This is a genomic window from Opitutaceae bacterium TAV5 (assembly GCA_000242935.3).
GTDB lineage: Bacteria > Verrucomicrobiota > Verrucomicrobiia > Opitutales > Opitutaceae > Geminisphaera.
Genome location: CP007053.1, coordinates 1,739,004 through 1,765,653 on the forward strand (window position 1 = coordinate 1,739,004; position 26,650 = coordinate 1,765,653).

Genomic DNA, 26,650 nt, shown 5'->3' on the forward strand with positions numbered 1-26,650 from the left:
CGGCATCCTCACGACTTTCGCAGACCAAGCAAAAACTCGCGGTTGCCGTCGGCGCCGGTGATGGGGGAATCCATCGAACCGGCAAGCGTCGCGCGCGGCAGGGTGCCGAGGGCGAAGGCGGTGATGTCGGCGAGGACGGCTTCCTGGATCGCCGGGTCGCGGATGACGCCCCGGCCCTTGTCCACCTCGGCCTTGCCGGCCTCGAATTGCGGTTTCACGAGCGCCACGAGCGTGCCGCTGCCGGGAGCGACGAAAGGCCAGATGGCCGGCAACACGCTCTTGAGCGAGATGAACGACAGGTCCATGACCACGACATCGAACGCGGGACGCGGCAGGTCGCCGGGCTTGAGGTGGCGGGCGTTGACCTGTTCGAGATTGGTGACACGCGGATCGCCGCGCAGCCGGGCATGGAGTTGCGCGCGGCCCACGTCCACGCACACGGCGGAGGCGGCGCCGGCCTGGAGGGCACAATCGGTGAAACCGCCGGTCGAGGCTCCGACATCGAGCAGGTGCGCCCCGCGCAGGTCGAGGCCGAACCGGTCGATGAACCCTTGCAGCTTCTCGCCGCCCCGCGAGACGAAGCGCGGAGGCCGGTCGAGGACGAGAGCGATATCGTCGGCGTAAACCTTGCCGGGCTTGTCGAGCCGTTCGGTGCCGTGGCGGACGCGTCCGCTCATGACGAGGGCCTTGGCCTGCGAACGGGATTCGGCGAGGCCGCGGGCGACGAGGAGTTCGTCGAGGCGGATTTTTTTGCTGGCAGGCGGCATGGCGTGGACGCCATGAAAAGCGGAAACGCCGGACAGCGGAAAGCGGAAATAAAGAGGGGAGCGGCGGCATTCCTGCCGCTGCGACGAGGCGCGTCAGCGCCTCGCCCGGTGCCTCACCGCCCGAACCGGCGACGCGTTGCGTCGTCTGCAGCGGCAAGAATGCCGCCGCTCCGACAATTTTCCGGCGTCTCCGGCGCCAGTTCGGTGACGGTCCACCAGGGGCCGCGGGCCCGGCCGAAGACGGCGGCCCAGTACCAGGCGGACACATCCGTCCATGCCTGACCATCGGCATTGGTGATGCGTTCGTAAACGAACATGCGCTGGCCGGAGCCGGGCTGGCGGGCCTCGGTGGCGCTCCAGGTGGAGCCGTCGGGTTTTTGTCGGATCGGCTGCGGCGAGGTTTCGTAGCCGAGCGCGCGCAGGCAATACGCCGCCGGGTGCAGGCGGCGGGTGGGCTGGCTCAGCCAGCGCACGATCCGGGTATGGCCGGCATCGTCGGTGAAAACCGCGGTCTTGCCGGGAAAGTCCCTGGCGAAGCGGGCCTCGCGCTCGCCGATCTCCTGTTGTACCCAGTCAGCCGATACGGGGCCGGCTTCCCAGCCGGGGAAGGCGGCGGTGGCGGACTGCGCCCGGGCGGCGCGGGTGTTTTCGGCCATGCGGACAGACCAGGCGGGAGCGGTGCCGGCAACGAGCGCGGCGCTGGCGACGAGGCAGCAAGGCAGGCGTCGGGACTGCCGGCACGGGGTTTGCGATGGAGCGGCGGCACGCGCGGGAGGCATCTTTCGGGCGAGGCGTCCGGCGGTGGCGAGGATGACAACCGCAGCCACCGCGAACAGCACGAGGCCCGCGCCTTCGTGCGCCCACGCGGGTGCCGGCCACTGGCCGCTTTCGGTGAAAAACAGAATCGTAGCGCGCAGGACGTTGGCGGCAAAAACGGCCGTCGCCGCCACCCGGGCGAGGGCGAAGGTGCGGCGGGCGTCGAGTTCGTGCCAGCAGGCGAGCCCGGCGGCGCAGAACAGGCCCGTCCACAACATGTGGATGCCGCTGCACGGCGCATCGACGATCACGCGTTCGCCCGCCCACGAAAGCGTCGTGCCGCTGGCGGTGGCCGTGGCGCCGAGGAGCCGGATGAGCGGCACGCACAGCCAGGTCGTCACCACGCGCAACGGATAACCGAGGTAAAATTGCAGGGTCGCCACCACGGGCAGGGACAACACGAGCAGCGACCAGAGCGGGATCGCGGAGCGCGGAGGCGGAGGAGAGTGAACGGGGGAAGAGGACGAGCCGGGGGCGAGAACGAGAGCGACCAGTGACACAAACAGCAGGGCTCGCGCGAGCGGCGGCATCCAGGACCAGGCGAAGGCGTAAACGAGGAGGCCGCCGCCGAGCCCGAGGGCGCGGCGCGGCGCGAGCGGTTGCCGCAGCGCGCGCCACGGGGCAAACAGCAGGGCGGCGGCCAGCGCGGCGAGTCCCCACGGTTCGTCGGAGCCGTCGCCGAGCCGGAGCACGTACCAGCGCAGCACGGGCCAGCCGGCGGCGAGCAGGAGGAGGAGCGCGGCGAACCGGGAAGTGGCACGGGCATCTTGCCCGTGTTCCGGAGTGGCACGGGCATCTTGCCCGTGTTCCGGAGTGGCACGGAGGCGGCGCTTCGCGCCGTCCACGGGCTGGAAGCCCGTGCCACTTCCGGACAGTCCGTGCTTCATGACCGGGCGCTCCGGCGGCGGCTCTGTTTGCGTTGCCACGCGGCCGCGCCGAGCACCAGTGCGGCCACGCCCATCAACGCCCAGGTGCCGGGTTCGGGCGAGGTGGGGATGTCGCCGCCGACGGCGGAGTTTTCCACGCCGCGAGGGAGCGGGAGCGGTTGTCTGACCTGCCCGGGCGTAGTGCCCGGATCACGACGGACAACATGGTCCACGGCGACAAACGACGTGTATTTGGTGAGCAGCCTCCAGGTGAGGCCGAGGGTGGTGATTTCGGCGATGCGCTCCTCGCGGTCGGCGGCGCCGGCCTCCACGTCGTCGCCGAGTTGCGCGATGCGGTGGCGCGCCCACAGGCGCGACAGCCCGTCGGCACGCGGGAGCGGAACGGTCGCGCCGGGAAACAGCGCGGCGGTGAAGCGGCGGGAGTCGTGCGCATTCCCGCCCTCCCCTTCCTCGCCCGCGCCTCCGCCGGCAAGGCCGGTGAGCGTGATCTTGCCGACACGCGGGCCGCGCCATTTGCCGAAGAGGATGACCGGGCGCTCGGCAAACACGTCGGGCAATGTGGCGGGCTCCACGTCGTACACGTCGAAACCGTCGAACGACACGTTGATGTTCGTGAGCACGGGCGAGGCGATGGTCTTGCCGAGACGGGCGGCGACCGCTTCAGCCTCGGCGGGATCGGTGACGATGAACGGCTCGCCCTGGCCGGCGCGGGCGAGGCCTTCGATGAGGTGGCGGTTGACGCTGCTGCCGATGCCGAAGGCAAAAACGTTGGCGCCATTCTCGCCGCCGAGGTGTTGCCTCACCAGTTCGAACGCCTCGTGTTCGACGGTCACATAACCGTCGGTGACGATGGCGATGGTGCGCGAGGTGGCTTCGGGACGCGGGAGCGAAAAGGCGTGCCGCAGCGCGGGGAGGAGTTCGGTGCCGTCGTAGCCGTACTGTCGGTCGAGGAGCTCGTTGGCGGCGCGGATATTGGCGGGCGTGGCAGGCACGGGAGCTTCGGCGAGTGAGGTGCTGTGGCCGGAGAACAGCACGATGTTGAAGGTGTCTTGCGGACGCATCGTGGGAAAGAGGCCGCGCAGGAGGGTTTTTGTCGTCTGGAGCGGGAAGCCGCGCATGGAGCCGGAAACATCGATGATGAAGAGGTAGTCGCGCGGCGGCAGGCTGGCCGCGACAGGGCGGGCCGGCGGCTGGATCATGGCGACGAACCAGTTTTCACCGTCGGCTCCCCCGGCCCCGGGCGTGCCTTCGGCAATGAGGAGGCCGGTCTTGAGGGCCTCGCCGGCGAGGCGGTAGCGGAGGATGAAGTCGCGGTTGCCGGCGTCGGCGCGCGCGGCGGGATCGAGCGCGATGCGGGCGGTAGAAGGGTCGTCGTAAGTGATTTTTGTGCGATGGCTGCGGCAGACGGCCTCCTGGACGGGCACGCCGGCGGCAAGCGTGACGGCAATGTCGAAGGTGCTCACCGGGTTTCCGTCGGCATCGGTGCCGGCATCGGGATCGGTGAGGCCGGCGCGGCGGTCGTCCGCGGTTTTCGGGATGTACGGGTTGGCGACCCACTGGTCTTCGGGGCCGGCGCCGGATGCGCCGGTGTAGCGAGGACCGACGACACCGGGATAGACGAACGAATAGACGCCGTCCTCGGGCGAGAGCAGTTCGGTGTAGCGGAGCTCGACGGTGATCTCGTCGCCGGGAAGGATGTTGGCGACGTTCATCTGGAAAACATTGGGGCGTTGCTGCTCGAGGAGGGAGGCGGTTTTGCCTTCGGAGCGCGCGGTTTCGTAGATCTGGCGCGCCTGCTTGCGCTCCCTGATTTCGGCCTCGAGGCGGCGGTCGCCGAGCGTCATGGTGAGGCCGTGGACGGCGGCGCGCGTGGAGCCGGGGAACACGTAGATGGCCTCGAGGGGCGTCGTGCCGGTGTTGGTGTAGACCTGGGTCACACGCACGTCGGCGATGACGCCGGCCACGGTCGCGTCGACGCGGGTGGAGCGCAGGGGCAGCGCCTCGACGCCGGGCCGCGCGCCGCGAACGCGGAAGTAGGGCGAGAGGGTTTTATTATCACTCCCGGTCCCGGAGCCGGGATCGTCGTCGGGCGCCCCGACGGCGGAGCGCGGGAGCGGGAGGAGGACCAGCAACGAGAAGAGTTGCAGAAGAAGCAGGAAATGCAGGAACGGCAGAGGTGGCGGGAGGCGTTTCATGGACGCGGATTCTCGCGCAGGCCCGTGAAACCTGTGTGAAGCGGACGTGAAAAAAGGATGAATTCGGCGACGGCTCTTTTGCTCTTCCTGTTTTCGCGGGGCGGAGGTTTGCTGGACGGTCCATGTCCGCACCCGCACCCGATACCTTCCCTCATGCCCGTCTGCTCACGGGAGTTTGTTATGGAGCGATGATGAGCCTCTCCATCGGCATCAATCTGCTGCCGGTCTTTCTCACGACACTCAGCCGGCTTTACGGCGGCGAGGCGGGGCTCACGCAGGAGCAACTGGGCCGGCTCGGCGCATGCGCGTTCGGCGGGCTGGTTTTCGGCATCGTCATCACCGGGCCGCTGGCGGACCGGTGGGGCGCGAAGCTTTTCGCGCAACTGGGCAACGCGCTCATTGCGGCGAGTCTTTTCGGGATGGCGTTCGCGCCCGGTTACACGTCGCTGGGGACGGCGTTTTTCTTTCTCGGGCTCGGCTCGGGATTGCTCGACATGGTGCTCAGCCCGGTGGTGGCGGCGATCAACCCGCACAAGCGCGCCGTCGCGATGAACTGGCTGCACTCGTTTTACTGCGTGGGCGCGGCGGTGACGATTCTGGTGGGCACGGTGGCGCTGCGCGCGGACATCGGCTGGCGCGGGGCGTGCCTGGTGCTGCTGCCGTTGCCGGTGGTGCTGATGGTGGCGTTTGCGCTGCTGCGCTTCCCGTCGATGACCACCAACGGGGCGGCGCGGACGCCGATGACGGTGCTGGTGCGGCGGCGCTGGTTCGTGGCGGCGATGGCGGCGATTTTCCTGGGCGGCGCCACGGAGCTGGGCCTCGCGCAATGGCTGCCGGCCTACGCGGAGACGGCGCTCGGGTTTTCGGCGACGACGGGGAGCATGGCGCTGTTATTGTTTTCCCTGGCGATGGCGCTGGGCCGCATGGCGGCGGGTGCGGTCGGCTCAAGGTGGAATCCGTTCGTCATCATGGCCTGGGGCTGCGCGTCAACGGCGGTGCTGTTTGTGCTGGGCTGTTTTTTCCCGGTCGGATGGGTGGCGCTGGCGTGTTGCGTGCTCGCGGGATTCACCGGGAGTTGTCTGTGGCCGACCACGCTGGCGGTGACGGCGGACCGTTATCCGGACGGCGGGGCGAGCATGTTTGGCGCGCTGGCGGCGCTGGGGAATGCGGGCGGCATTTTCATGCCCTGGGTCGTCGGCTGGGTGGCCGACCGGAGCAACCTGCACTGGGGCATCGCGGTGTCGGTGATCGCGCCGGTGCTGATGTTGCCGCTGCTGAAAGGCATGCGGCATGCGCCGGCGGACCGGTGAGAGAGGAGAAGATTTCCGGATTTTACACAAAGATCGCGAAGACCGCGAAGTTTCGGAAGAACCACGTCTTTGCGACTTTTGCGGGCTTTGTGTAAACCGGATTTCCAGAAGACCTCGGCGTTACGCGGCCGCGGCGGCGGCGCGCAGTTCCTCGGCGGTGGTCATGCGCTTCGGGATGACGACCTTGAGGAGGTCGCCCTCGATCTCGGCGCGCAGGGCGTCGTAATCGAGCCCATAGCCGAGACGCAGGTGGAGCTCGTAATCGTGCTCCGCGCCTTCGAGGTGGGCGGCGCGCCAGTTGACGCGGACGAGATGGCGCTTGCGCGCGGTGAGGATGAGGTCGGGGCCGCGCACCTTGAACTCGACGCCGAGCGGTTCCACGTTGGGCAGGAAGACCGAGAGGGCGACGGCGTCCGCCTGCTCCGTGCAGTCGTAGTGCGGCTTGCGGCGGTCAGCGGGGGCGACAACCGGGCTGCTACGGGGACGACGGGCGGCGGGCTTCAGCGGATGGATGATCGTGTGCATGGGAAAAACGGTTTCGGTGAATATGAAGGACGAAGGTGTCGGAAAGATGACGGGCGGATGACGAACGGGTGAAATGACAGGAGGGAGACCGGATCTGGCGGTGTGGTGGTGTTGGAGTGGTGTTGGAGAAAAGGAATGGAGGTGATGCGGTCTGGAATGCGGAAACGCTCCTCGCGGGCCTTTGTTTTCGGCCCCCGGGTTGACAGTCTTTGCGAGCGTTATCCGACGTTGCGGAATGAACTCAGAACTGTGTCAGACCCGGGTGGCGGCCGTGTTTGTTCCAGGATTTGGAAGATTGTTGAACACGACACATCACGGCGCAGCCACGGGCGACAGCCTTCGTAAACGAAGTGCCGGCGCGGGCGATGCGGTGAGACTGGGTGGTCGTGAACATTTCTGGAACGGTGATTGAACATGCACAATGCAGGCTCCGTGCCAAGTTCGATGTCGGAAAAGTTTTGTCGTGCAGGCGGCGATCGGGCAGGCTGCGAGCCATGTCCCGCCTTGCCGATTCCTCAACGACCCTTGCCGAGATCAAGACCCGCGTGCTCGCTTTCGCCCGCGAACGCGAGTGGGAGCAGTTTCACGCGCCGAAAAACCTGAGCATGGCGCTGGCGGCGGAGGCGGGCGAGCTGATGGAGCATTTTTTATGGGAGTCTTCGGACGCCTCGCGGGCGGTGGCCGCCGATCCGGCGAGGCGCGCAAAGATCGAGGAGGAACTGGCGGACGTGGTGATCTACGCGCTGGAGTTCGCCAACGTGACGGGCATCGACGTGGCCGCCGCGATCGAGACGAAAATGGAGCACAACGCCCGGAAATATCCGGTGGAGAAGGCCCGCGGGCGGTCGGCGAAATACACGGAACTGTGAGCGCATGGGCCGGAAGTGCGCCCCTGCGCCCGGCTTACGAACCGCAGCCGCAACCGGGGCCGCAGCAGTGGCCGCCGTTGACGACGGCGTTCTCGCAGTTGTCACCGAGGCAGCCGGCATCACCGGCGCCGCCGGACGGGGAGTTGCCGGTCGAGACCCCGTAAAAACCGAAGCCGCCGGTGATGACGCGCCGCACGGGCTCGCCGGTCCGCGGATGGCGGGTGAGCGGCTTGTCCTTCATCGACTGGTTCGCTTCGAAGCACACGGGTTTCTGTCCGGATTTTTGCGGAATGGTTTCGTAGATGTAGGTGGCCATGACGGAGGGTGAGTGTACGACAGTGAACGTTGATTGACGGCCAGGCAAGACACAGCGGGCGCAGTTGTCGCCGTTGTGAGTGTAAAATTTCCGCGCGCGGCATCGGGGGGGGTCCGCGAGGCTGTTACGTGCGAAACTGTGAGGCGGAGTGCGCGGATCTGTGCGTTATTCCAGTTCGTCACTTTTTTCGTTCACGAGCTGGATGACTTCCTCGATCCTGGCCTGCACGGGCTGACCGCGGAAGCGCGCGGGGCGGCCGTCGCGATGACAGAGCCAGGCATGCGGCCAGGTGGTGGTCGTGCGGCCCGCCCCGGAAGTGCCGCTCACCGGGGGCGGCCGCGGCCAGTAGCCGGGAAGGCGGGCCAGCATGCGCCGGTAAAGTTCCTCGATCTCCGGCGCGGACGGGCTGTAGGAACGACTTTGGTCCGGGGTGGAGCTGGCGGTTTTCCTGAACCATTCGTTGACATACCGGCTGCCCATGGGCTCGACCGTGTCGACCGCCTGCGTCATGGCTTCGTACGAAAGGATGGCGGCCCCGGGCAGAAGGTCTTCGCCGGCGAGTTCGATGCCGATCGCGGTCTCCGAACCCGGCAGCCAGAGAAGACAGGCCCGGGCGGGATCGTGTTTTTTGAGCGAACGCCGGGATGAGTCTTTTTTGACCGGAAACGAGGATGCGTTGTAGCCGACCGAGAGAATAAACCAGCGTTGCGTGGCGCCAAATGAGGCCGGCGGCGGGGCGAGGCGTTTGCGGGCAGGATCGAAGATCCGGAAATCGCGCCGCACTTCGGCGAGCCAGGGCGTGTCGGGCAACACGGGGTTGGCGCGGGCGGTTTGCAGGAGTCGCGCGGCGAGTTCGCGAGCGGCCGGAGAGAGCTTGTCGAGCGGGATGTCGAAGGAGGCGTTGTCGCTGAGGCGGACGACGGCCAGCGCGGTTTCCGATACTCCGGTGATGCGCACGTCGAGACTGCGTCCGGCGGCGTCGGTGAGCGTGTGCTCGACGGGGTCGGCGAGAGGGAGAGTCGCGGCAGGAAGGCTGAACGCCAGAAGGCCGAAAATCAAAAACGGGAGGCGGGCGAGGCAAAACGGGCGGAGCATGGCACGGGCGGAGAACAGGGAGGTGGAGGCGGGAGGAGAGAAAGGGTCAGCCGGTTTCCAGCTCATCGCTGTGTTCGGCGAGGATACGGACGAGGTGTTCGAGCTGGCTGTGGGCAGGAAGCTCCCGAAACCGGGCCGGCCGGCCGGAGCGATGAATAATGAAGGCGTTGAGATGGATGTCGTTGTAATATTTATTCGCGCTCGACAGTCCGGTGACCGCAGGCGGCCGCGGCCAGTAGGCAGGAAGGCGGGCCAGCATGCGCCGGTAGAGGATTTCGAGGTCTTTTGTCGAAGGGTCGTAGCCCAGGCCTTCGTTTCCCGAACGCTTCTTTTTCAGGGCATCATCAAACCAGTCGCGCTGGAAATCGCTTCCGGTTTTCTCGACTGCCTTGCATGCCTCGGCGGTGGCGGCAGCCGAAAGCGTGATCACTCCCTCGGGCAGGCTGGCCGCGGCCTCCTCCAGCTCCCGGGTGCTGCTCTTGCTGAAGCACAAAAGCAGGGGAGCGTCGGCCGGGGTGTATCTTTCAAGATAGCGTTTCAGGTTCGTCACCACCTCTGTCGGTGTGCTGCTGAACACCATCACCACAAACCAGTGCCTCCCCTTCCCCCAGTCGGCGGGCAGCGGGACGAGGCGTCCGGCGTCGCGGTCGTAAACCTGAAAATCCCGCCGCACCTCGGCGAGCCAGGGAGTGTCGGGCGGGTTGCGCGCGGCTTCGGCCTCGGCGGCGGCGATGCGGGCGAGGGTGTCGCGCAACAGGCCGGCGGCAAACTGCCGGTCCGCGTCGGAGAGGTTGTCGATGATCAGGTCATGGCGGTTTTGCGCGCCGCCCGGACCGGAGCCGAAGACGCTGACGCGCTCGATCGTGAGCGTCTTGTCCGTGACCGCGATGATCCGCGCCTGCACCGTGCGACCGAAAATGTCGGTGATCTCGCGCTCGAGCGGGAAAGGGAGCATCACGGCGTGGAGGCCGGACACCCCCCGCGCCAATGCGAGGACGGCGGTGGCAAGCAGGACGAGTCGGGAAAAGCGAGGGAGCGCTCGGGCCGGCATGAACCGGACAACAGACCACGCGGTTGCCTTTGTCCAGCATCGACGCCGCGAGGACGGCAGGCGGGAACGCAAACCGCTATCGGAGCCAGGGCCTGTCCGGACGGGTTTTTGCGCATTGTTTGCTGTTTGTTGCTCGCCGGCTTGCTCCGGGGGAACGATTGCCGTCTCCGGGATTGACGCGCCCGGGCAAAACATGCCTTTTGCTCGTTTTCCCCCTCACATGCCTGCCCGTCCCCCACGTCCCCGAGCCAGTCTGCTGCGGAGCGTCGCCACCCCGGCCGCGCTCCTTGCGGCTGTCCTGCTGACCGTGACGCCCGTCTCTTCGCCCGCCCAGCAAGCTCCCGCCGCCAAGGTCAATATCCCGCAGATTCCGGTCCCCCAGATTCTGGCCGAGGTGGAAACCTCCATCAACAATCGCGACGTCGCCACCGCCGCCATGCTCCTCGACCGCGTGCTCCAGCGCGCCGCCGACGGGGAAAAGATGCCAGCCGGCGTGGATCTCAACCGCCTCCGGCTCACCGCCGCCACGGTCCACTTCCAGACGCAGAATTTCCCCCGCGCCGTCACCGTCGCCGAAGAGCTTCTCAAGACCCGCGATGTCAGCCTCGCCATGCAGGGCGAGGCCCGCATGGTCCTCGGCCTCTCGCTGGCTCTCCAGAAAAAGTACGCCGAGGCCATCCCCGTTTTCCGCGCCGCCGAGCAATCCATGTCGCACCGCGACAAGGCCCTGCTCTACGGCGCCATGTCCGCGCAGCAGGCCGGCCAGCTCGATACCGCCGCCGATGCCTACACGCGCCTCCTCTCGACCGCCCCGCGCGACCGCGACTGGGCCGACGCCGCCCTCTCGCTCATCTCGCTGCGCATCCAGCAAAACCGGCTCGCCGACGCCCGCAGCGGCCTCACCCTCCTGCGCACCGATCTCGCCCAGGTCGACAACCTCTCCGGCCTCAACATCCTCAGCCTCCAGCTCGGCGACGCCCTGCTCAACGCCAGCGATGCCGCCGGCGCCCTCACCGCCTACCGCACCGTTCTCGACAAGGCCGAGTTGCTCCGCCAGCAGGCCCTGCGTACCCGCCGCCTCGAGACCGAAATCGAGCGCGCCAAATCCCTCACCCGCGCCGACGCCTCGCAGATCGACTCCGTCCGCCGCGCCCAGGCCCGGCTCGACCAGATCAAGGCCGCCACCGCCGAGATCGAGAAACTCTCCAACTACGACGCCACCCTCCTCTTCCGACTCGGCACCGCCTTCCAGCAACGCGGCGGCGCCTGGGAGGCCGCCCTCGTTTTCGAGGACCTCATCAAGCGCTACCCGACCGCTCCCGAAGCCGAAAACGCCTGGTTCGGCCTCGTCCGCGCCTGTTCCGACGCCGGCCGGTTCGAAAAAACCAACCAGGCCGCCGAACGCTTCCTCAACGCGTATCCCAACAGCCAATACGGCGCGCAGGCGCTCTACCTGGCCGCCCTCGCCGCCGGCGAGCGCAAGCTCCTCTCCACGCAACTCGACTTTCTCAACACCGCCACCCGCCGCTTCGCCGGGTCCGAACTCGCCGAACCGATGGCGCTGATGAAGGCCAACGCCCTCTTCACCGCCGGCCGCTTCGGCGAAGCCGGCGACACCTGCCGCGATTATCTCGCGCAGTATCCGTCCGGCAAATTCATCGAGGACGCCACCTACCTCGGCGCGATGGCCGCGCTCGCCGACGGCAAGATCGTCGACTCCGCCAGGCAGATCGAAACCTATCTCGCGAAATACCCCGACGGCCGGTTCGTCCCCGACGCCCGCTACCGCCTCGCCGCCACCGATTACGGCCAGCAAAACTACGAATCCGCGCTCCGGCGCACCGAAGCCTGGCTCGCCGACTTCCCTCCCGGCAACCCGCAGCGCGGCGAAGTCGCCTCCCTCCAGGGCGACATCCTGGCCGCGCTCGGCCGCACCGACGACGCCATCACCGCCTATCGCAGCGCGCTCGATCTGCCTCTCTCCGACGACCAGATCGGCTACGTCCTCGACGAGCTGACCCGGCTCTACCAGACCACGCGCGACTACGAATCCGCCATCGCCGTCTGGGAAAACTTCGCCCGCGAGCACCCCGACCACCCGTTCGTCATCAACGCCGCCTACTGGATCGCCCGGCTCAATTCCCGCCTCGGCCGCACCGACCAGGCCCTCGCCCGCGTATCCGAAATCGCGCGACGCTATATCAAGGACCCTGCGCGCGACTCCGTGGAACGCCTCCTCGTCGAGTTCGCCGCCATGCTCGCCCGCCCGCCCCGCGCCGTCGCCGGCCAGCCCCGCCCGCCCGCGCCCACGCTCGACGAGCTCTTCAAACGCGTGGACACCCTGCTCCTCGCCGGCGACGCCCGCCAGTCGCCCACCGCCCAGGCCCGCGCGCTCTTCGTCGAAGCCGAAATCGCCAGCTTCCGCAAAAACCCCCGCCGCCAGGGCGAGCTGCTCGACCGCATCGCCGCCCTCTACCCCGTCGACACCCTTCCTCCCGGCATCCTCGGCAAGCTCGGCGACCACCTCCTCGCCAAAGGCGACCTCGATCTCGCCCGCGCCTGCTATACCCGGATCGTCGCCGCCTACCCGAAATCCATCTTTGCCGACTTCGGCTACGCCGGCCTCGGCCAGCTCGCCCTTCGCGCCGGCAACGGCGAGGACGCCCTGCAACAATTCAACAACGCCATCGATCTCGCCGGCGCCCGTTTCAAGCTTCTCGACGCCACCCTCGGCCGCGCCCGCGCCCTGCTTCTCCTCAACCGCCTCGAAGAGGCCCGGGACCTCTTCGAACAAATCGCCGGCAACCGTTCCTGGCGCGGCGAGGCCACGGCCGAAAGCGTTTATTCCCTCGGCCAGATTTTCCTGAAACGCGGCACGCCCGAAGATCTCGCCCAGGCGCAGGCCCGGTTCCAGCGCGTGTACATTTCCTACAAAAAATTCGTTCCCTGGGTCGCCCGGTCCTACCTCGCCGGCTCCGAGGCGTTTGAAAAACTCGGCCAGACACAGGAAGCGGTGAATACGCTTTACGAGATGCTCCGCGACAAACGCATCGCCGATCTCCCCGAGGCCGCGACCGCCCGCGAACGCCTCGCCTCTCTCGAACTCCGGCTCCCGGCCACGTCCGCCGCCGCCAGCGCCCCGCAGTCATGAAGACCCGCCCCGTTTCACTCCCTTCGCGTTTCATGGGCTCCACAAGCCCCGTGCGCCCCACAGGCTCCCTCCTCTCCACGCTCGCGCCCGCCCTCGCGTTCCTCGCCGCCTTCGTCGCCCTCCCCGCCGCGCAGGCCCAGCGCTACATCATGAAAGACGGCACGGCGGTAAACGCCGCCAGCGTGACCGTCGATGTCGGCGGGCTCGTGCAGAAGATCGCCGGAGGCGCCGCCGAACGCCGTTACGACTTCGCCAACATCGCCCGGCTCGATTTCCCCGAGCCGCCCGAAATCGCCGAGACCGCCGCGCTGGTCGCAGCCGGCAAGTCCGCCCAGGCGCTCCACAAGATCGAACCGGTCTATCGCCGGTTTGCGCTGTTCCCGAAAACCCCCGGCTCCTGGTGGACCGAAGCCGCCGTGCTTCGTCTCCGCGCCCTCCTCCTTCCCCCCGACCTCAAGGTCGATCCAAAGGCCGCCGCCGAAGCTCCGGCGCGCATCCGCACCGCCGCCCGCGAACTCATGACCACCGCGGCCGATCCCGACGCCATCGGCGAGGCGCAACTCGCCCTGGCCGAACTCGACATCCGCGCCGGCCAGCCCGAACTCGCCACGGCCATGCTCAACGAAATCGTCCGCGACGCCCCTGCCGGCGTGAAGGTCCGCGCCTGGCTGCTCCGCGGCGACCTCGCGCTCAAACGCCAGGCGTTCGAGGACGCGCTCGAATGTTACCTGCGCATCCCCGCCCTCTTCGGCACCTGGGATGAGCTCATGCCCGCCGCCCTCCTCGGCAGCGCCCGCGCCTACAAAGGCTACGGCGACCCCGACCGCGCCGAACGCGCGTACCTCGACCTCATCGACACCTACCCCAACAGCCCGCAAGCCACCGCCGCCAAAGCCGAATCCGGACTGTGAGATAATGAAGAATGAAAAATGAAAACCTGCTCACATCATCTCCCGCCTCCCCGTCTCCGTACGCACACAACGCAACCACCCGCTCCCCTGATCTCTAATTCTTAATTATTAATTCTTAATTCCTATGACCCTCCCCCGCATCATCGCCACCGCGCTCTCCGCCCTGGCTCCGCTTGCCGCCTTCGCGCAGTCGGCCGCCGCCACGGCAGCGACCGAGACCGTCAAGACCAAGTCCCTCCTCGAGGAACTCAGCGCTCCCTTCATCCTTCCCTTGTGGATCTGTTCCGCGGTCATCGTTTACCTGGTCATCGACCTGTACCTGAAGACGGCCCGCAAGCAGTGCATCCGGCCGGTCGCGGTCTCCACCCTGCAACAGCAATTTCGTGACGGCGCTTACCACGAAGCCTTCGCCTGGAGCGCGGAAAACCCGTCGCCGCTCGCCAACGTTGTCAACGCGGGCCTGAAGCATTCGCCCAGCGGCAAGCAGGCCGCCGAAGACGCCATGGCCATCGCCATCGTCGGCGAAAACACCAACTACCAGAACCGCATCGCCTACCTCTCCGTGATTGGCGTCATCGCGCCCATGATCGGCCTCACCGGCACGGTCATCGGCATGATCCAGGCCTTCGCCTCCATGGGCCAGGCGGGCGCGGCCGATCCCTCAAAACTCTCCGGCGCCATCGGTCACGTGCTCCACGCCACCGCCTCCGGTCTGGCCGTCGCCATCCCCGCGTTCATTTTCTATTACCTGCTTCGCAACCGCGTCTCGCACATCATCCACGACCTCTCCATCGCGGCGACCGACCTCTTCCGCAAATTCCCCTACGAACACCTCGAACACGTCGAGTTTACCGGCGGCGAGACCTATGCGGGCGTCCCCAACTGGCTCCGCCCCCAGGCGGAGCATCACGAAGAACACACCGCGGAGGCTCACCCCGGCGACGGGCAGGCCGCTCCGGCTCCCGAACCCACGGCCTGAAGGCCACCGGACCGACGGGGTCCCCCCGGGGACACCCAACTCCGAACTCTGAACTCCAAACCCTAAACTCCAGACCACCATGGCCGGCAATGCAGGCGGCGGCGACGGCGAGCCCGAATTCCAGATCGCCCCCATGATCGACGTCCTTCTCGTGTTGCTCATCTTCTTCATGAGCATCGCGACGACGGCTGTCAGTCGTTACGATCCCTCGATCAACGTTCCCGTCGCGCCCGACGCCAACAAGAAGGAGGATTCCGAAGGCGAACTCGTCTTCAACATCGCGTGGAAGCCCGGCGAGCACATGGCGCGGATCACGTACGAGGAGGAGCCGGTCAATTTCGAGACGATTGTCCCGCGTCTCGCCCGCCACCTCAAGGCCGACCCGAAAGTCCGCGTCCTCATCCGCGCCGACGCCGAGACCCCCGTGTCCTACATCAACCAGGTCATCGAAACCGTCGCCAAGGCCGGCATCGTCGACGTCACCTTCGCCACCCTGAACCGATGAAAGGGAACCTCCGGAAATTGACTCTTTTCAATCAAGTTAACCACTCATGCACACTCATGGGCACTCATAATGATTCGGATGAAAACCGGCTCAATATCATCCGGTTATATTTTAATCAGGTTCCTTCATTAGTGTCCATTAGTGGGCATTAGTGGTGAAAAAATGTATTTTTAGAACTTCTCTTCGGCCTTCAGCCCTTTCCCCATGCGTCCTCCGATAAAAAGCGCCAATCCCGATGTCGGCTTCCAGATCGCACCGATGATCGACGTGGTGTTCGTGATCCTCGTCTTCTTCATGGCGCTGGCCGCGCAGATCCGCATCGAGCAGATCCTGCAGACCAAACTTCCCGGCGTGTCGGTGGCGAGCGAGTCGGCCGAATTCGTGGACGAGCAAATCCTGCAAATCGACGACGGCGGCGAAGTCTCCCTCAACGACGAGACCTACGACAACGCCGCCAGCCACGAGATGCCGCAGCTCACCGCCACGCTCATCCGTCTCAAGGAGTCGAGCGACGCCGCGAAGAGCAAGGTCGTGGTCACGCTCATCAGCCACCCCGACTCGCCCTATTACCGCACCATCGACGTGCTCAACGCCCTCGCCGTCGCCGGCATCACCAACGTCACCTTCACCGCCGCCGACGAATTCTGACCACTGCGGAGCGCAAAACAACGCCAGCCTGCCCTCCCCTCCTCTCCGTCCAATCGAAAATCCGAAATCCCCGATGTCGTCCCCTCGCGCCAAAAAGACCCTCTACGAACGCCTCACGAGCAGCGTGCCGCTGCTGGTCACGGTGATTGTGCACGTCATCCTGATCATCGTGGCCGGCGCGTTTGTCGTGCAGGAACAGATACTGAAACCGAAGAAAAAATTCGAGGCGGCCGCCGCCACCGAGTCCACCGCGCAGAAACAGATCGAGCATCGCCTGCAGGTCGCGCGCAAGAGCAGCGCCTCCTCCAGCAGTTCCAACCCGGTCTCGGCCAACCGCATTTATTCCACCGCCGAGGGCGCGCTCCAGTTGCCCGAGATGCCGGCGCTGCCCTCGATGGGCGCGGGCGGCTTCGGCGGTTTCGGCGGCGCGGCCGGCATCGGCGTCGGCACGGGCGGCGGCATGGGCGGAGTCGGCTCCACCAACCTCGGCGGGCGCGGTTTCATGTCGATGTCGTTCCTCGGCATGACCAGCCAGAACGTGCAGAAAATCGCCTTCGTGATCGATATCGGCACCGACCTGATGGATATCCGCAAGGGCGGTTTTCTGGCCTTCAACATCATCCGCGAGCAGATCATGCAGCTCGTCGGCACCATGCCGCCGTCGGCCGAGTTCGGCGTCGTCCTGTTCGAAAACGGCAACTGGGGCAATCCCGGGCGCGTTGCGCCTTTCCGCACCGAACTCATGCCGGCCAATGTCGCCGGCAAGGAGGAGTTCTTCGCCTGGCTCGCACCCATCAACACCAGCGCCAACCGTACGGGAGTCAGCTCCATCTCCAACCCGCGACGCTGGACGCCCAAGCCGCTCCCCAATGCCGGCCTCGACGACAAGCTCCAGATACCCGACTGGACGCGCGCCCTGCACCTCGCCCTCGAGATGCAGCCCGACACCGTCTATATTATCACCGGCAGCCAGGGCAGCCTTCGCCGCCGCGCCTCCGACGCCGAGATCGCCCGCCGCAAGAAGGCCTACGACGAGCGCGTGGAGGCGCTCAAAAAAGAGGGCGTCACCGACTACAAGGCGGCGATGGCTGCGCGCAGCCGCGCTTTCGCCAAGGCCAGACAGGAGCTCGACGAAATCAACAAAAAGCTCGTTGCCCAGGGCAAACCGCCGCTCGTCGTCCGCTACAACGAGCGCATTTTCGAGAAAGACTTCCAGGCCGAACTCAAAAAACTCGGCTACAGCATCAAGCTCGACACCACGGGCTGGGAAACCAAGGACGGCAAACCCGTCCCTTGGATCAACAACGATCCGTGGGACCGCGTGCCCTTCACCGAAGTCTACAACCACGTTTCCCGCCTGCAAAATGCGCTCGTGCCAAAGAAGGCGGCGATCAACATCTTCCTTTTCGTCGGCCCCGGCCAGGAGCCGAAGGACCAGATGGAAAACCTCGGCAAGGTGGCCAGTCGCAACAGCGGTCGTTTCGAACTGCTCACGACCAAGCGCCTCGAGGAAATCAAGCGCCGCGCCGCCGAGGAGGCCGCGAAACGCTGACCGATGCGACGAGGCGCAACGCGCCTCGCCTCCGGACCGTACGAACCGTGCGACGCTACGCGTCGTCCAGCGGTCTGGAGACCGCCGCTCCGTGTGGCGCGGACGTCCCGCGCGCTTCCGGATGGCAATTTGCCAAAACACGTCTTTGCCTCTGCCTTGTTTCCGGCCACTTTCATTTTCCGCGCCCGCCTCTTTTTTCGCATCCGGGCCTGAACCCGAGTCTTCATGAATTTCCACGACCTCATCCTCGCCCGCCTTGCCAGGCCCGATTACCAACCTGTTAACGAAGCCCGGCTCGCCCGCGAGATCGGCGTGGACCGCAAACAACGCGGAAACTTCCGCCACGCCCTTCGCAGCCTCCTTTCGCGCGGCGACGCACAGATCATCGCCGGCGACCGCATCGCCCCGCCCGCCCGCGCCGGCTCTTCCGGCCGCAGTGGCCGCACCGGCGGTGGCGATGCCGATGTGCTCGTCGGCCGCATCCAGTTCCGCGCCGGCGGCTCCGCCATTTTCTTTCCGCGCGCCGTCCCCGGCCCCGATGGCCAGCCGCCCGCCCGTTCCACAATCGAACCGGTCCAGATCGGTTACGACGACACCGGCACCGCGCTTCCCGGCGACACCGTCGAAGTCCGCCTCAACCGCCCCCGCCCGGCCCGCGCCGCCCGCCCGCGCCAGCAACGCGGACAGCAGTCCGCCAAAGACGCCGCCCGCGAGAACGAACTGCGCGGCCGCGTCGTCAACATCGTCGAGCGCGGCAGCGCCACCATGATCGGCACGCTCCGCCGCGTCCGTTCCAGCTATTACGTGCAGCCCGACGATCCGCGTTTCCAGCACGAGGTCGCTGTTCCCGACCCTATAAAAACCCCCGCCTTCGCCGCAGTGGCACCCGTAGCTGCGGGCGCAAGCTCGCAGGCCGCCGGCAAAAAAAACGCCAAGGCCAAAGCCGCCGCCACGCCCGCCAAAAACGCCCGCCCCATTTTCAAACCCGTTCCGCGCGGCGCCGCACCCGGTGCGGCACCATTTTCTGCCAATCCCGCAAACCCCACAAACCCTGAACTCCAGACCCTGAATTCCAAACCGGCGGCGAACGCCGCCGCCATCGTCCCCGAAGTCGGCGACAAGGTGGTCGTCAGGCTCCGCGAGTGGACCAACCGCCACGCCATCCTCGAAGGCGAGATCATCGAGCGCCTCGGCAAGACCTTCGAACCCGGCGCGGAGTTCACCGCCATCCTTCGCAAGTACAACCTCGAACCCGCCTTCCCCGACGCCGTCCAGCGCGAGGTCGCCGGCCTGCCCGACAAGGTCCGCTCCGCCGACATCACCGGTCGCCTCGATTACCGCGACATCCCGACCTTCACCATCGACCCCGACGACGCCAAGGATTTCGACGACGCGCTCTCCATCGAACACCTCGACGGCGGCCGCACCCGCATCGGCATCCACATCGCCGACGTCTCCCACTACGTCAAACCCGGCACTGCGCTCGACAACGAGGCCCGCAAGCGCGGCAACTCCACCTACCTCGTCGGCGCGGTCATCCCGATGCTGCCGGAAAAACTCTCCAACGGCCTCTGCTCGCTCGTCGAGGCGCAGGACCGCCTCGTCAAGACCGTACAACTGACCTTCGACGCGAAGCGCCGCCTCGTGGACACCGCTTTCGCCAGCGCCGTGATCCGCAGCCGCAAGCGCCTCACCTATCGCCAGGCCTACGCGCTCCTCTTCGAAAAAGACCTCGCCGCCGTCCGCGCCCTGCCGTTGCCGCCCAAACACCAGACCGGCTCCACCGGCCGCGCCCTCTCCTCGCTCAAGGACGCCGAACTGCGCGACCTGCAAACGTGGATACGCCAGCTCTGGGATATCGCCTCGCACCTGCGCCGTTCGCGCATGCGCAACGGCTCGCTCGATCTCGACATGCCCGAGACCAAGGTCTTCGTGGACGAGCAGGGCTACGCCGACCGCCTCGAAAAGATCGAGAACGACGAAAGCCACCAGCTCATCGAGGAGTTCATGCTCGCCGCCAACGAGGCCGTGGCCCGCCTCACGCGCGGCAAGCGCCTGGCCTCGCTCTACCGCGTCCACGACGATCCCGACGCGGAAAAGCTCGGCGAGTTCCGCGACACCATCGCCACCGCCGGCATCAAGGCGGGTGACCTCACCAAACGCTCCGAACTGTCAAAAGTCATCACCGCGCTCGACCAGCATCCGCAGGGCCACCTCCTGCGCACGCAGCTCCTGCGCAGCCTGAAAAAAGCGTGCTACCGCTCCACGCCCGACGGCCATTTCGGCCTGGCGAAAAAGGACTACACGCACTTCACGTCGCCCATCCGCCGCTACTCCGATCTCGTCGTCCATCGCGTGCTGGAAAACTTTCTCGACCAGCCCGGCAACCCCGCTGGCAAAACCGCCGCCGCGAGCACCGGGAAAAAATTCCGCTACTCCGCCTCGCAGATGGCCGAAATCGGCGAACACCTCAGCCTCACCGAAACCAACTCGCAGGAGGCGGAGCGCGAGAGCGTGAAGGTGAAGCTCGTCGAGTTTTTCGAGCGCGAGCTGCACAAGCGCACGCCCACGCGCTTCGCGGCGATCATCACCGAAGTACGCCCGCACGGCCTCTTCATCGAACTGGCCGAGTCGATGACCTTCGGTTTCATCCCGGCGTCGGAGTTGTCCGCCGGCGGCGACGATTATTACCAGCCCACCCCCGACGGCAGCGCGCTGGCCGGCAAGCGGAGCAAACGCCGCTTCGCGCTCGGCGACAAAATCGACGTCCACGTCGCCAAGGTCGACCGCTTCAAGCGCCTGATCGATTTCAAGCCGGCGCCGGCCTGAGGTCCACCGCCCGGCAGACCACCGGCGGAAATCACCTTGTCTTCCTGCATCAACGGGAATGTATGGGATCACGTAATCCCATTTCCCTCATGCAAAAACATCGCGGTTCCGGGTCTCGCGTCATCCTGCTCCTTCTCCTCCTGTGCATCCTCGGTTTCGTGCTCTTCAACCAATACCGGGAGGCCAAAAAAACCGATGGTACGTCATCGCCGCCATCGGCAACACCAACGGCGACCGCAACCGCAACGACGCCCGTCGAAGCGGCAACGCCCGCCGCAATCACCCGATCCCCCGGCCTGCTCTTGCGGCACTACTTGAACGCGGGCGATTACGACGCGCTTGAGGAGCTTTACACACGCCTGGCAGCAGGGCCGTTTCGCATCGAGGACCGATGGCCCGGCATCATGGTGTATTTCGAAGGCGTGGAAGTCCGGCGCAACAACCCGGAGGCAGAGTGGACCCGGCACAGGCAGGCCATCGAGGCCTGGTGTGCGGCGCGTCCTCAATCCGTCGCCGCACGGCTCGCCCTCGCCGAGTATTACAACAACTACGCCTGGAAGGCGCGCGGCACCGATTACGCCTCCGAGGTCAGCGCCGGGCAATGGAAGCTGTTCCACGAACGACGCGACAAGGCGCTCGCCATCCTCCGCGGCACGGATAACGACGCAGGCGAAAACAGCGGCGCGGTGAAAACCTCCTTCTACGGACGCTATCTCGCCGCGCGTATTCTGGGACCGGACGGTTCGACGTTCCCGGAGGCCCGGCGCATCCTGGACACACTCGCTGCCGAAGAGCCCGGTTTTTATCCAGCCTGCAGCCTTGTCGCGCACTATCTGCTGCCCCGCTGGCATGGCCGTCGCGGGGATCTCACTCGTTACGCCGAGACCGCCGCAGCCAGGGTGGACAAGGCCTTCGCTGACGGCCGCTCCGGCGACATCCTTTACGCCTGCCTGCTCGCCACGGCGTCCAACACGGATGACGAGAATTTTGTTCCGTATCATTCGCCGGACTACAAGCGCATCGTCCGCGGCTTCGAGGCGCTCCTGGCCGGCGCCTCCGGAGACCGGATCGAAAACCTGTCACGATTCTGTCAGGTCGCCGGGCGCATGGAAGACTGGCCGCGCGTCCGCCAATTGCTGGGCGAAATAGGTCCGCCCTTCCGTTTTCCCGAAATTGGCGGGCGAGCCTTTTATGGGGAAATGTTGCGCAAGTCCGGCCTGCGCGCCGAACTCGATGCCATCGACCAACTGGAACTGCAGGGACGCTCGGGCGAGGCGCTCGAACGTTACGAGAGCCTCGGCGGCGCCGGTGGCGCCAATCGCTGGTTGACCCGGTATTACCTGAGTCATGGCGACGCCGACAACTATGCCGTCTGTGATGGTGCGGTGAACCTCGCGCTTTCCTTCCGCGAAATCCCCACCTTCGTAACCCTCGCCGAGCAATGCCATGTCAGCCTTGCCCTGCGCGACTTGCAGCGCGCCCACGACATTGCCGACCGTTTTGACCGCTATCGCACCACTACACCCGTCGCGCGCATTGCGCTGTACGAGATCGCCCTCCACCGGGGCGAGACCGAGGCCGTCGCACGTACTCGCCGGGCTCTCCTCGACCTCCAACTCCCGAAGTCAAAGACATGGTCCATCGCCCGCGACCTGCTGTCCGGCAAACGCAACCCGGCAGACATCCTCGCGGGAGGTTTCGACTGGCTGGGCGAAAGCGATGCCCCCGACACGGCCGCCGCTTGCGCCTTGCGTTGCTACGAACTCGGTGAAACCGAAGCCGCTCGCAACATCCTGATCACCGCGCTTGCCGCCGGCACGGCCACCCTCAATGAAGATGCCCGCATGCGGGCCCTGCTACTCCGGCCTCCGGGAGCATGATGGTCGCTGTCCGCCTTCCGTCGTTCACAACTCTGCGTCCGGATGCACGGTGACGTCGTCGAGCCAGAGTCTGGCCTTGCCGCGGGATTTTCGCAGTTCGGCGATGAAGGTGGCGCTGGCGATGAAGCGCGCGGGCGCGTCGAACTCTACTCGCGCCTCGCGCCAGCCGGCGGCATCGGGCGCGGAGAGCGCGCTGCCGGTGATCCGGAGCGGAGTGCCGTTCCGGATTTCCAGACCGGCGCTCGTATCCGGAATCCGGATATCCAGGACCGGACGATTGCCGTCGAGGTCGGAGAGGAACAACGAGCACTGCGCGAGGGCGGCGCCGTCGCCTTCCCGGAACCACCATGAAAAAACATGGCGGCCGGCGGGCAGCCTGAAAAAGGCCGAGGTCAGGCTGGTGCGCTGCGTGAAGGGATCGCCGCGATCGAGATCGAAGCGGAAGGCGGGCGCGGCGGCATGGAAGGTTTCGGTGTCGAGCGTCGCCATCTTCTGGCGGCGTTTCATCAGCTCGGTGGCGGTCAATTCCTTGCCCTGCACGAGCCGCCAGTGGCAGGGGTAGAGCCACGGGGTGGCGAAGCGCGGCTTGTAACCGGTGCGGGTGGTGCGGGCGAGGAGCGCGTCGTAGGGTTCGTAGTGCGCAAAATCGCCGTTGGGCAGCGTGTCGGCGGCGGCGCGCCAGAGGAGATCGCGGGTTTCATCGACGAACCGGGCCTCGTCGAACTCCGCCGCCGCCGGGCCGCGCGGAAGGATGGCCGCGCCGAGGACGTTTTCCGGCCGCTCGGCATTGATCATGGCGTTGGCGTAAAGGGCGCGGAGGGCGAAACCGGCCCAGCGGCGCTCTCCGGAAAGCCGGGCGTAAGCGGCGGCGACGGGAAACAGGAACGCGCCGCGGCCGTGGGCGTATTCGGTGACCATGAGCGGGAACGACTCTTCGGCGGGCAGGCCGGGCCAGAGTTGTTCGAGGTGGAATCGATACGTGCGGTCGAGGTCGAGAGCGATGTGGAATTCACGGTCGATGTGCGCGCGCAGGCGGGCCTTGAGCGCGGGAGCGTCGTCCGCGAGGTCGTGCATGTGAAGGAGCCCTTCGAGCCCGTACCAGAGCGCGAAGGGGACGATGCCGCTGGCGGGCCAGTAAAAGAGCGACCCGTCGCGCGGTTGCGGGGTAAGCTGCATGAGTTCGGGGCGCTTGCGGGCGGCGTCGGCGAGGACGGATTCGGCGTGGTCGAGCTGGCGGACAAACCGGTCGCGATAACGGACGTCACCCGTGAGCTGATACGCACGGGAAAGGGTCATGAGGAAGAAGCCGAGGTTGCGGCCATACGAGATGTCGTTGTCATCCGGCGGGAGCGCGAGCAGGGTGGCGAGGTTTTGGTGGATGACCTCGCGGGTGCGGCGCGAGCCGGTGAGCAGGTAGTGGGCCATGATGCCCTCGGGCCAGGCATGACCGAAATCGTGGCCGCCGATGGTGTGGTTGACGCTGTGCGTGATGGTGCGGCCGGTGACCTGCTGGATATCCACGTCGCGGTAGTGCGTGGCGCTGGCAAGGCCCTGACGGAAGATCGCGTCGGTGCGCATGCGGCTGCCGCGGAGGAGGGCGGCGTAGTCGCGGTAGGATTCCAGGTTGGCCCAGCCTCCGTCTCCGCCGGCGTCGCCATAATCGAAGAGTCCGTAGTAGTGTTTCTCTTCGATGACGGCGGGAGATTGCCCGGCGAGGCCGTCCGGCGAGGAAAGGCGCTTTTCGATGAAGGGGAGGCGGGTTTCGTCGGCGGGGGCGAGAGGCGTGAGGATATCGGTTTTCGCCAGCCAGCCGGGATCGACACGGGCGAGGACGGTTTCGCCGCCGGTTTCAGATTTCAGATTGTCAAGCTGTCGGCCTGCCGCCTCGGTAGAAATTCCGGATTGGCCGGAGACCGCGCGGAGCCGGAATTCGCGGGTGACGGAGAGGCCGGGCGACCATTCGAGGCCGATGACGGGAGCTGCGGGCCAGACGTAGCCCGCGAGGCGGCCGTCGGGGGCGGCGGCGAGCATGGCGGGGTGCTGTTGCCAGGCGTTGCGGACGTCGAGGAAAAGCGTGGAGGAGGCGGCGGTCGGAAGGCTGAGCCAGAGCGGACCACGTTCGCCGGCGCGGATGTCGGCAAGGCGGCGGTCGCGGACGATGCCGCGGGACCATTCGCCGGCAGCATGGTTGAAGGACTGGAGAGCGGCGAGGCCGGTGTCTCCGAGAGGAGCGTCGCTCCAGGGAAGCGTGACGGGGGTGCGTGCGCTGATTCCGGATGCGTGGGTGACGAAGGCGACATCGCGCAGGGCGACGGTGTCGTTGGCCGTGGTGCTGTTCACGAGCGTCAGTTCGATGTCGGGGCCGGGCTGGTGTTTCCAGAAATGCAGGCGGCAGATGAACTGGAGAAGCGCATGTTCTCCGTCCTGCGTGGCGAGGAGGCCGCGTTTGGCGACGGTGATGCGCACGGGGCCGTCCTGCTCGATTCCGGTGACGATTTCCGGGCTGTAACGGGAACTGTAATACGCGCCGTCGGCTCCGGTGGCTTCGATGACCGCCTGCCCGAAAACGGTGACGCCGGTGGCGGTGTCGCGGATGCTCTCCCAGAGCGCTCCGCTCTGCGAGCCGATGTGCGCTTCGAGGCCGGCGAAGGTGATGCGGCCCTGGAAAGAACCGGCGGTCGGCCCGGACGGAGTAGCCGGGGCGGACCGGTTCTCCGGACCGCGCCCGTAACCGAGCAGCCAGCGGTTTTCGCCGGGGGTCATGTCGGCCTCGAAAATCACGCCGAGCGACTGCACGCTGCCGTCGCCGGGCCAGCGGGCGAGGATTTCGGTCTGCACCGGGATGGCGGGCGCGTCGGCAGGCGCGCCTTCGCGGACGAGCGTGACCGGCCCTGTGCCGTCCCATTCGCCGGCGGGGAAGGGCACGCCGAGGGAAAGCGGCACATGGCGACGCGGGTTTTCTCCGGGCAGGATAGCAAAAAGCGGAGCGTGGCCGGCTCCGCTTCGGGTCATGCGCACCGGCACCGGCGCGAAACCGGAACCGGGCGGCGCGGTGAGCAGCACGAAGCTGCCGGCGGGGCGGCGTGCGTCGCGCACGGAAGGACGGAAGGCGGTGGCGCGCTCGCCCGGTTCCCATTGAGGGTTGTCGATCCGGAGCGTGGTGGTGGGATCGAGGGAGGTGATCCGGAAATTGAGCGGCCCCTGGATGCGGCCCTGGCGGCGCACGTGGCGGTGGGAGTCCTTTACGGTGATTTCGACACGCTGCCAGTCGCGCCCGGCGCGGATGTCGCGGGTGTGGGTCTCGCGGTCGTGGAGGCGGTAGGTCTCGACGGCGAGGCGGGCCGGCGCGTTGTCACGGTCGGCCCTGATCCGCACGGAGAAAGTCCACGGCGGTTTGGGCAGGGTTTCCCAGACTTCGGCGGGAATGCTCAGGGTGGAGCCGCCGGGAATGCGGATGGCGGGGGATTCGCCGGGCGCGGGATCGAGGACCGGAACGGAGGCGTCGCCGGCGGGCGCGAGATAGCCGATGTCGCGCATGCGGTGCCAGAGGAGCGCGTCGGCGAGCAGGCCGGCGTTGGCAAAGCCGGCGTTGCGGATGAAGTTGCCGCTCGCGGCGGAGGCGGCGACCGGCACGGAGGCACCGGGAGTGACGGCGGGCGTGCCGAGGTGGAGGCGCAGCGGACGCGGCGCGCCGGTGGAGGGTTCGGGATCGTGGAGCGTGGTGATCATGAGAAGGCCGCCGGGAGCGGATTCGCCGGAGCGGAAACCGAGGCCGGAAAAAGTCGCCGGTTGCGCATCGCCCTGCGCTTGCACCGAGAGCGCCCACCGGCGCTGTGCCGGATCGACGGATACGATAAAGGTCGTGGTTGCGCCGGGACGGAGAACGACGCGCGTGCGGGTGGCGGCCACGCCGCCCTTGCCGTCGCCGTTCCAGAGGACGAGCTGGTGTTTTTCGCGGATGGAAAAACCCCAGGTCTGGCGGGCGTGGGTCGTGTAGTTGAAGGCGGGCGCGTCGAAGACGTGGAGCACGTCCTTGCCGGCGTCGGCGGCGAAACCGGCATCCTCGTCGAGGCGCAGGGTGAAGGTCAGCGTCCAGGGACCCGTGGGGCCGGTGGTGGGCACGAGTGGCCGGAGCGGGAAGGCGGCGGCGCCCCGCAGACCTTTCTCGTGCGAGGAGGCTTCGGGGGTGAAGGCGAGGATCTGGCCGCCGGCATCGGGTGTGGCAGTGACGGTGACGCCCTGGCCGCGGGTTGTCGGTGCGGGCGCGCCGGGGAGCGCGGTCGCAAGGAGGAGAGCGCCGAGCGCGAGGGACGCGGCAATGCAGTGGCGAGGGAGGCGGTCGGTTCTGGTCATGAAAGTGAGAG

Annotated in this window: 18 protein-coding genes; 11 read left to right on the top strand and 7 right to left on the bottom strand. The window is 66.8% G+C overall.

Translation table 11 applies throughout. From position 1 onward, the window contains the following. Positions 1-8 precede the first annotated feature (8 nt). Both OPIT5_07860 and OPIT5_07875 read right to left on the bottom strand, forming a co-directional pair. Positions 9-767, bottom strand: coding sequence for a hemolysin (locus OPIT5_07860; GenBank protein ID AHF90155.1), 759 nt, complete (start codon positions 765-767; stop codon positions 9-11). 1,699 nt (positions 768-2,466) lie between these two features. Then, entirely contained in the window at positions 2,467-4,665 is a 2,199-nt protein-coding gene (locus OPIT5_07875) for a hypothetical protein (GenBank protein ID AHF90156.1), read from the bottom strand. A gap of 122 nt (positions 4,666-4,787) precedes the next feature. Here OPIT5_07875 and OPIT5_07880 point away from each other — a divergent pair, with 122 nt between their 5' ends. After that, positions 4,788-5,975, top strand: a complete 1,188-nt coding sequence (locus tag OPIT5_07880; GenBank protein AHF90157.1) for an MFS transporter — start codon at positions 4,788-4,790, stop codon at positions 5,973-5,975. 120 nt (positions 5,976-6,095) lie between these two features. Here the strand turns inward: OPIT5_07880 and OPIT5_07885 are convergent, their stop codons facing one another. Beyond that, positions 6,096-6,500, bottom strand: a complete 405-nt coding sequence (locus OPIT5_07885) for a heat shock protein Hsp20 (protein ID AHF90158.1) — start codon at positions 6,498-6,500, stop codon at positions 6,096-6,098. A gap of 494 nt (positions 6,501-6,994) precedes the next feature. Between OPIT5_07885 and OPIT5_07890 the strand changes: the two genes are divergently transcribed. Next, entirely contained in the window at positions 6,995-7,369 is a 375-nt protein-coding gene (locus OPIT5_07890; protein AHF90159.1) for an NTP pyrophosphohydrolase, read from the top strand. 34 nt (positions 7,370-7,403) lie between these two features. Here the strand turns inward: OPIT5_07890 and OPIT5_07895 are convergent, their stop codons facing one another. From OPIT5_07895 to OPIT5_07905, 3 genes are all read right to left on the bottom strand, one after another. Then, complete coding sequence (locus OPIT5_07895; protein ID AHF90160.1) at positions 7,404-7,685, bottom strand: hypothetical protein; 282 nt, start codon at positions 7,683-7,685, stop codon at positions 7,404-7,406. A gap of 165 nt (positions 7,686-7,850) precedes the next feature. Next, on the bottom strand, positions 7,851-8,846 hold the full coding sequence (locus tag OPIT5_07900) for a hypothetical protein (GenBank protein AHF94179.1): 996 nt from the start codon (positions 8,844-8,846) through the stop codon (positions 7,851-7,853). Then, the gene (locus tag OPIT5_07905; protein AHF94180.1) at positions 8,827-9,831 is read right to left on the bottom strand and encodes a hypothetical protein; all 1,005 of its coding nucleotides are present in this window, start codon (positions 9,829-9,831) and stop codon (positions 8,827-8,829) included. The genes OPIT5_07900 and OPIT5_07905 overlap by 20 nt, the downstream gene beginning before the upstream one ends. A 220-nt stretch (positions 9,832-10,051) precedes the next feature. Here OPIT5_07905 and OPIT5_07910 point away from each other — a divergent pair, with 220 nt between their 5' ends. From OPIT5_07910 to OPIT5_07950, 9 genes are all read left to right on the top strand, one after another. Next, entirely contained in the window at positions 10,052-12,982 is a 2,931-nt protein-coding gene (locus tag OPIT5_07910) for a hypothetical protein (protein AHF90161.1), read from the top strand. Then, positions 12,979-13,893, top strand: a complete 915-nt coding sequence (locus OPIT5_07915; protein ID AHF90162.1) for a hypothetical protein — start codon at positions 12,979-12,981, stop codon at positions 13,891-13,893. The genes OPIT5_07910 and OPIT5_07915 overlap by 4 nt, the downstream gene beginning before the upstream one ends. 124 nt (positions 13,894-14,017) lie before the next feature. Continuing rightward, positions 14,018-14,872 carry a biopolymer transporter gene (locus OPIT5_07920; GenBank protein AHF90163.1) on the top strand — a complete coding sequence of 285 codons (855 nt, stop codon included), beginning with the start codon at positions 14,018-14,020 and terminating at the stop codon, positions 14,870-14,872. A 79-nt stretch (positions 14,873-14,951) separates the two neighbouring features. Continuing rightward, complete coding sequence (locus tag OPIT5_07925) at positions 14,952-15,377, top strand: biopolymer transporter ExbD (GenBank protein ID AHF90164.1); 426 nt, start codon at positions 14,952-14,954, stop codon at positions 15,375-15,377. Between the two features lie 204 nt (positions 15,378-15,581). Further along, positions 15,582-16,025 (top strand): biopolymer transporter ExbD, encoded by a 444-nt coding sequence (locus OPIT5_07930; GenBank protein ID AHF90165.1) that lies wholly within the window; start codon positions 15,582-15,584, stop codon positions 16,023-16,025. 73 nt (positions 16,026-16,098) lie between these two features. Next, positions 16,099-17,577: a hypothetical protein gene (locus OPIT5_07935; GenBank protein AHF90166.1), complete on the top strand. Its 1,479-nt coding sequence runs from the start codon at positions 16,099-16,101 to the stop codon at positions 17,575-17,577. 93 nt (positions 17,578-17,670) lie between these two features. Beyond that, positions 17,671-17,790 carry a hypothetical protein gene (locus OPIT5_07940; protein ID AHF94181.1) on the top strand — a complete coding sequence of 40 codons (120 nt, stop codon included), beginning with the start codon at positions 17,671-17,673 and terminating at the stop codon, positions 17,788-17,790. Positions 17,791-17,802: 12 nt separating this feature from the next. Continuing rightward, the gene (locus tag OPIT5_07945) at positions 17,803-20,406 is read left to right on the top strand and encodes a 3'-5' exoribonuclease (GenBank protein ID AHF90167.1); all 2,604 of its coding nucleotides are present in this window, start codon (positions 17,803-17,805) and stop codon (positions 20,404-20,406) included. An 89-nt stretch (positions 20,407-20,495) separates the two neighbouring features. Further along, positions 20,496-22,286: a hypothetical protein gene (locus OPIT5_07950; GenBank protein AHF90168.1), complete on the top strand. Its 1,791-nt coding sequence runs from the start codon at positions 20,496-20,498 to the stop codon at positions 22,284-22,286. Between the two features lie 24 nt (positions 22,287-22,310). Here the strand turns inward: OPIT5_07950 and OPIT5_07955 are convergent, their stop codons facing one another. Then, positions 22,311-26,639 (bottom strand): hypothetical protein, encoded by a 4,329-nt coding sequence (locus tag OPIT5_07955; protein AHF94182.1) that lies wholly within the window; start codon positions 26,637-26,639, stop codon positions 22,311-22,313. Positions 26,640-26,650: the final 11 nt, after the last annotated feature.

Excerpts from the sequence above, each read along its gene's own strand:
- OPIT5_07910 (AHF90161.1), top strand. The coding sequence starts at position 10,052 with ATGCCTGCCCGTCCCCCACGTCCCCGAGCCAGTCTGCTGCGGAGCGTC.
- OPIT5_07860 (AHF90155.1), bottom strand. The coding sequence starts at position 767 with ATGCCGCCTGCCAGCAAAAAAATCCGCCTCGACGAACTCCTCGTCGCC.
- OPIT5_07905 (AHF94180.1), bottom strand. The coding sequence starts at position 9,831 with ATGCCGGCCCGAGCGCTCCCTCGCTTTTCCCGACTCGTCCTGCTTGCC.
- OPIT5_07925 (AHF90164.1), top strand. The coding sequence starts at position 14,952 with ATGGCCGGCAATGCAGGCGGCGGCGACGGCGAGCCCGAATTCCAGATC.
- OPIT5_07890 (AHF90159.1), top strand. The coding sequence starts at position 6,995 with ATGTCCCGCCTTGCCGATTCCTCAACGACCCTTGCCGAGATCAAGACC.
- OPIT5_07930 (AHF90165.1), top strand. The coding sequence starts at position 15,582 with ATGCGTCCTCCGATAAAAAGCGCCAATCCCGATGTCGGCTTCCAGATC.
- OPIT5_07935 (AHF90166.1), top strand. The coding sequence starts at position 16,099 with ATGTCGTCCCCTCGCGCCAAAAAGACCCTCTACGAACGCCTCACGAGC.
- OPIT5_07880 (AHF90157.1), top strand. The coding sequence starts at position 4,788 with ATGTCCGCACCCGCACCCGATACCTTCCCTCATGCCCGTCTGCTCACG.
- OPIT5_07875 (AHF90156.1), bottom strand. The coding sequence starts at position 4,665 with ATGAAACGCCTCCCGCCACCTCTGCCGTTCCTGCATTTCCTGCTTCTT.
- OPIT5_07900 (AHF94179.1), bottom strand. The coding sequence starts at position 8,846 with ATGAGCTGGAAACCGGCTGACCCTTTCTCTCCTCCCGCCTCCACCTCC.
- OPIT5_07915 (AHF90162.1), top strand. The coding sequence starts at position 12,979 with ATGAAGACCCGCCCCGTTTCACTCCCTTCGCGTTTCATGGGCTCCACA.
- OPIT5_07895 (AHF90160.1), bottom strand. The coding sequence starts at position 7,685 with ATGGCCACCTACATCTACGAAACCATTCCGCAAAAATCCGGACAGAAA.
- OPIT5_07950 (AHF90168.1), top strand. The coding sequence starts at position 20,496 with ATGCAAAAACATCGCGGTTCCGGGTCTCGCGTCATCCTGCTCCTTCTC.
- OPIT5_07955 (AHF94182.1), bottom strand. The coding sequence starts at position 26,639 with ATGACCAGAACCGACCGCCTCCCTCGCCACTGCATTGCCGCGTCCCTC.
- OPIT5_07920 (AHF90163.1), top strand. The coding sequence starts at position 14,018 with ATGACCCTCCCCCGCATCATCGCCACCGCGCTCTCCGCCCTGGCTCCG.
- OPIT5_07945 (AHF90167.1), top strand. The coding sequence starts at position 17,803 with ATGAATTTCCACGACCTCATCCTCGCCCGCCTTGCCAGGCCCGATTAC.
- OPIT5_07885 (AHF90158.1), bottom strand. The coding sequence starts at position 6,500 with ATGCACACGATCATCCATCCGCTGAAGCCCGCCGCCCGTCGTCCCCGT.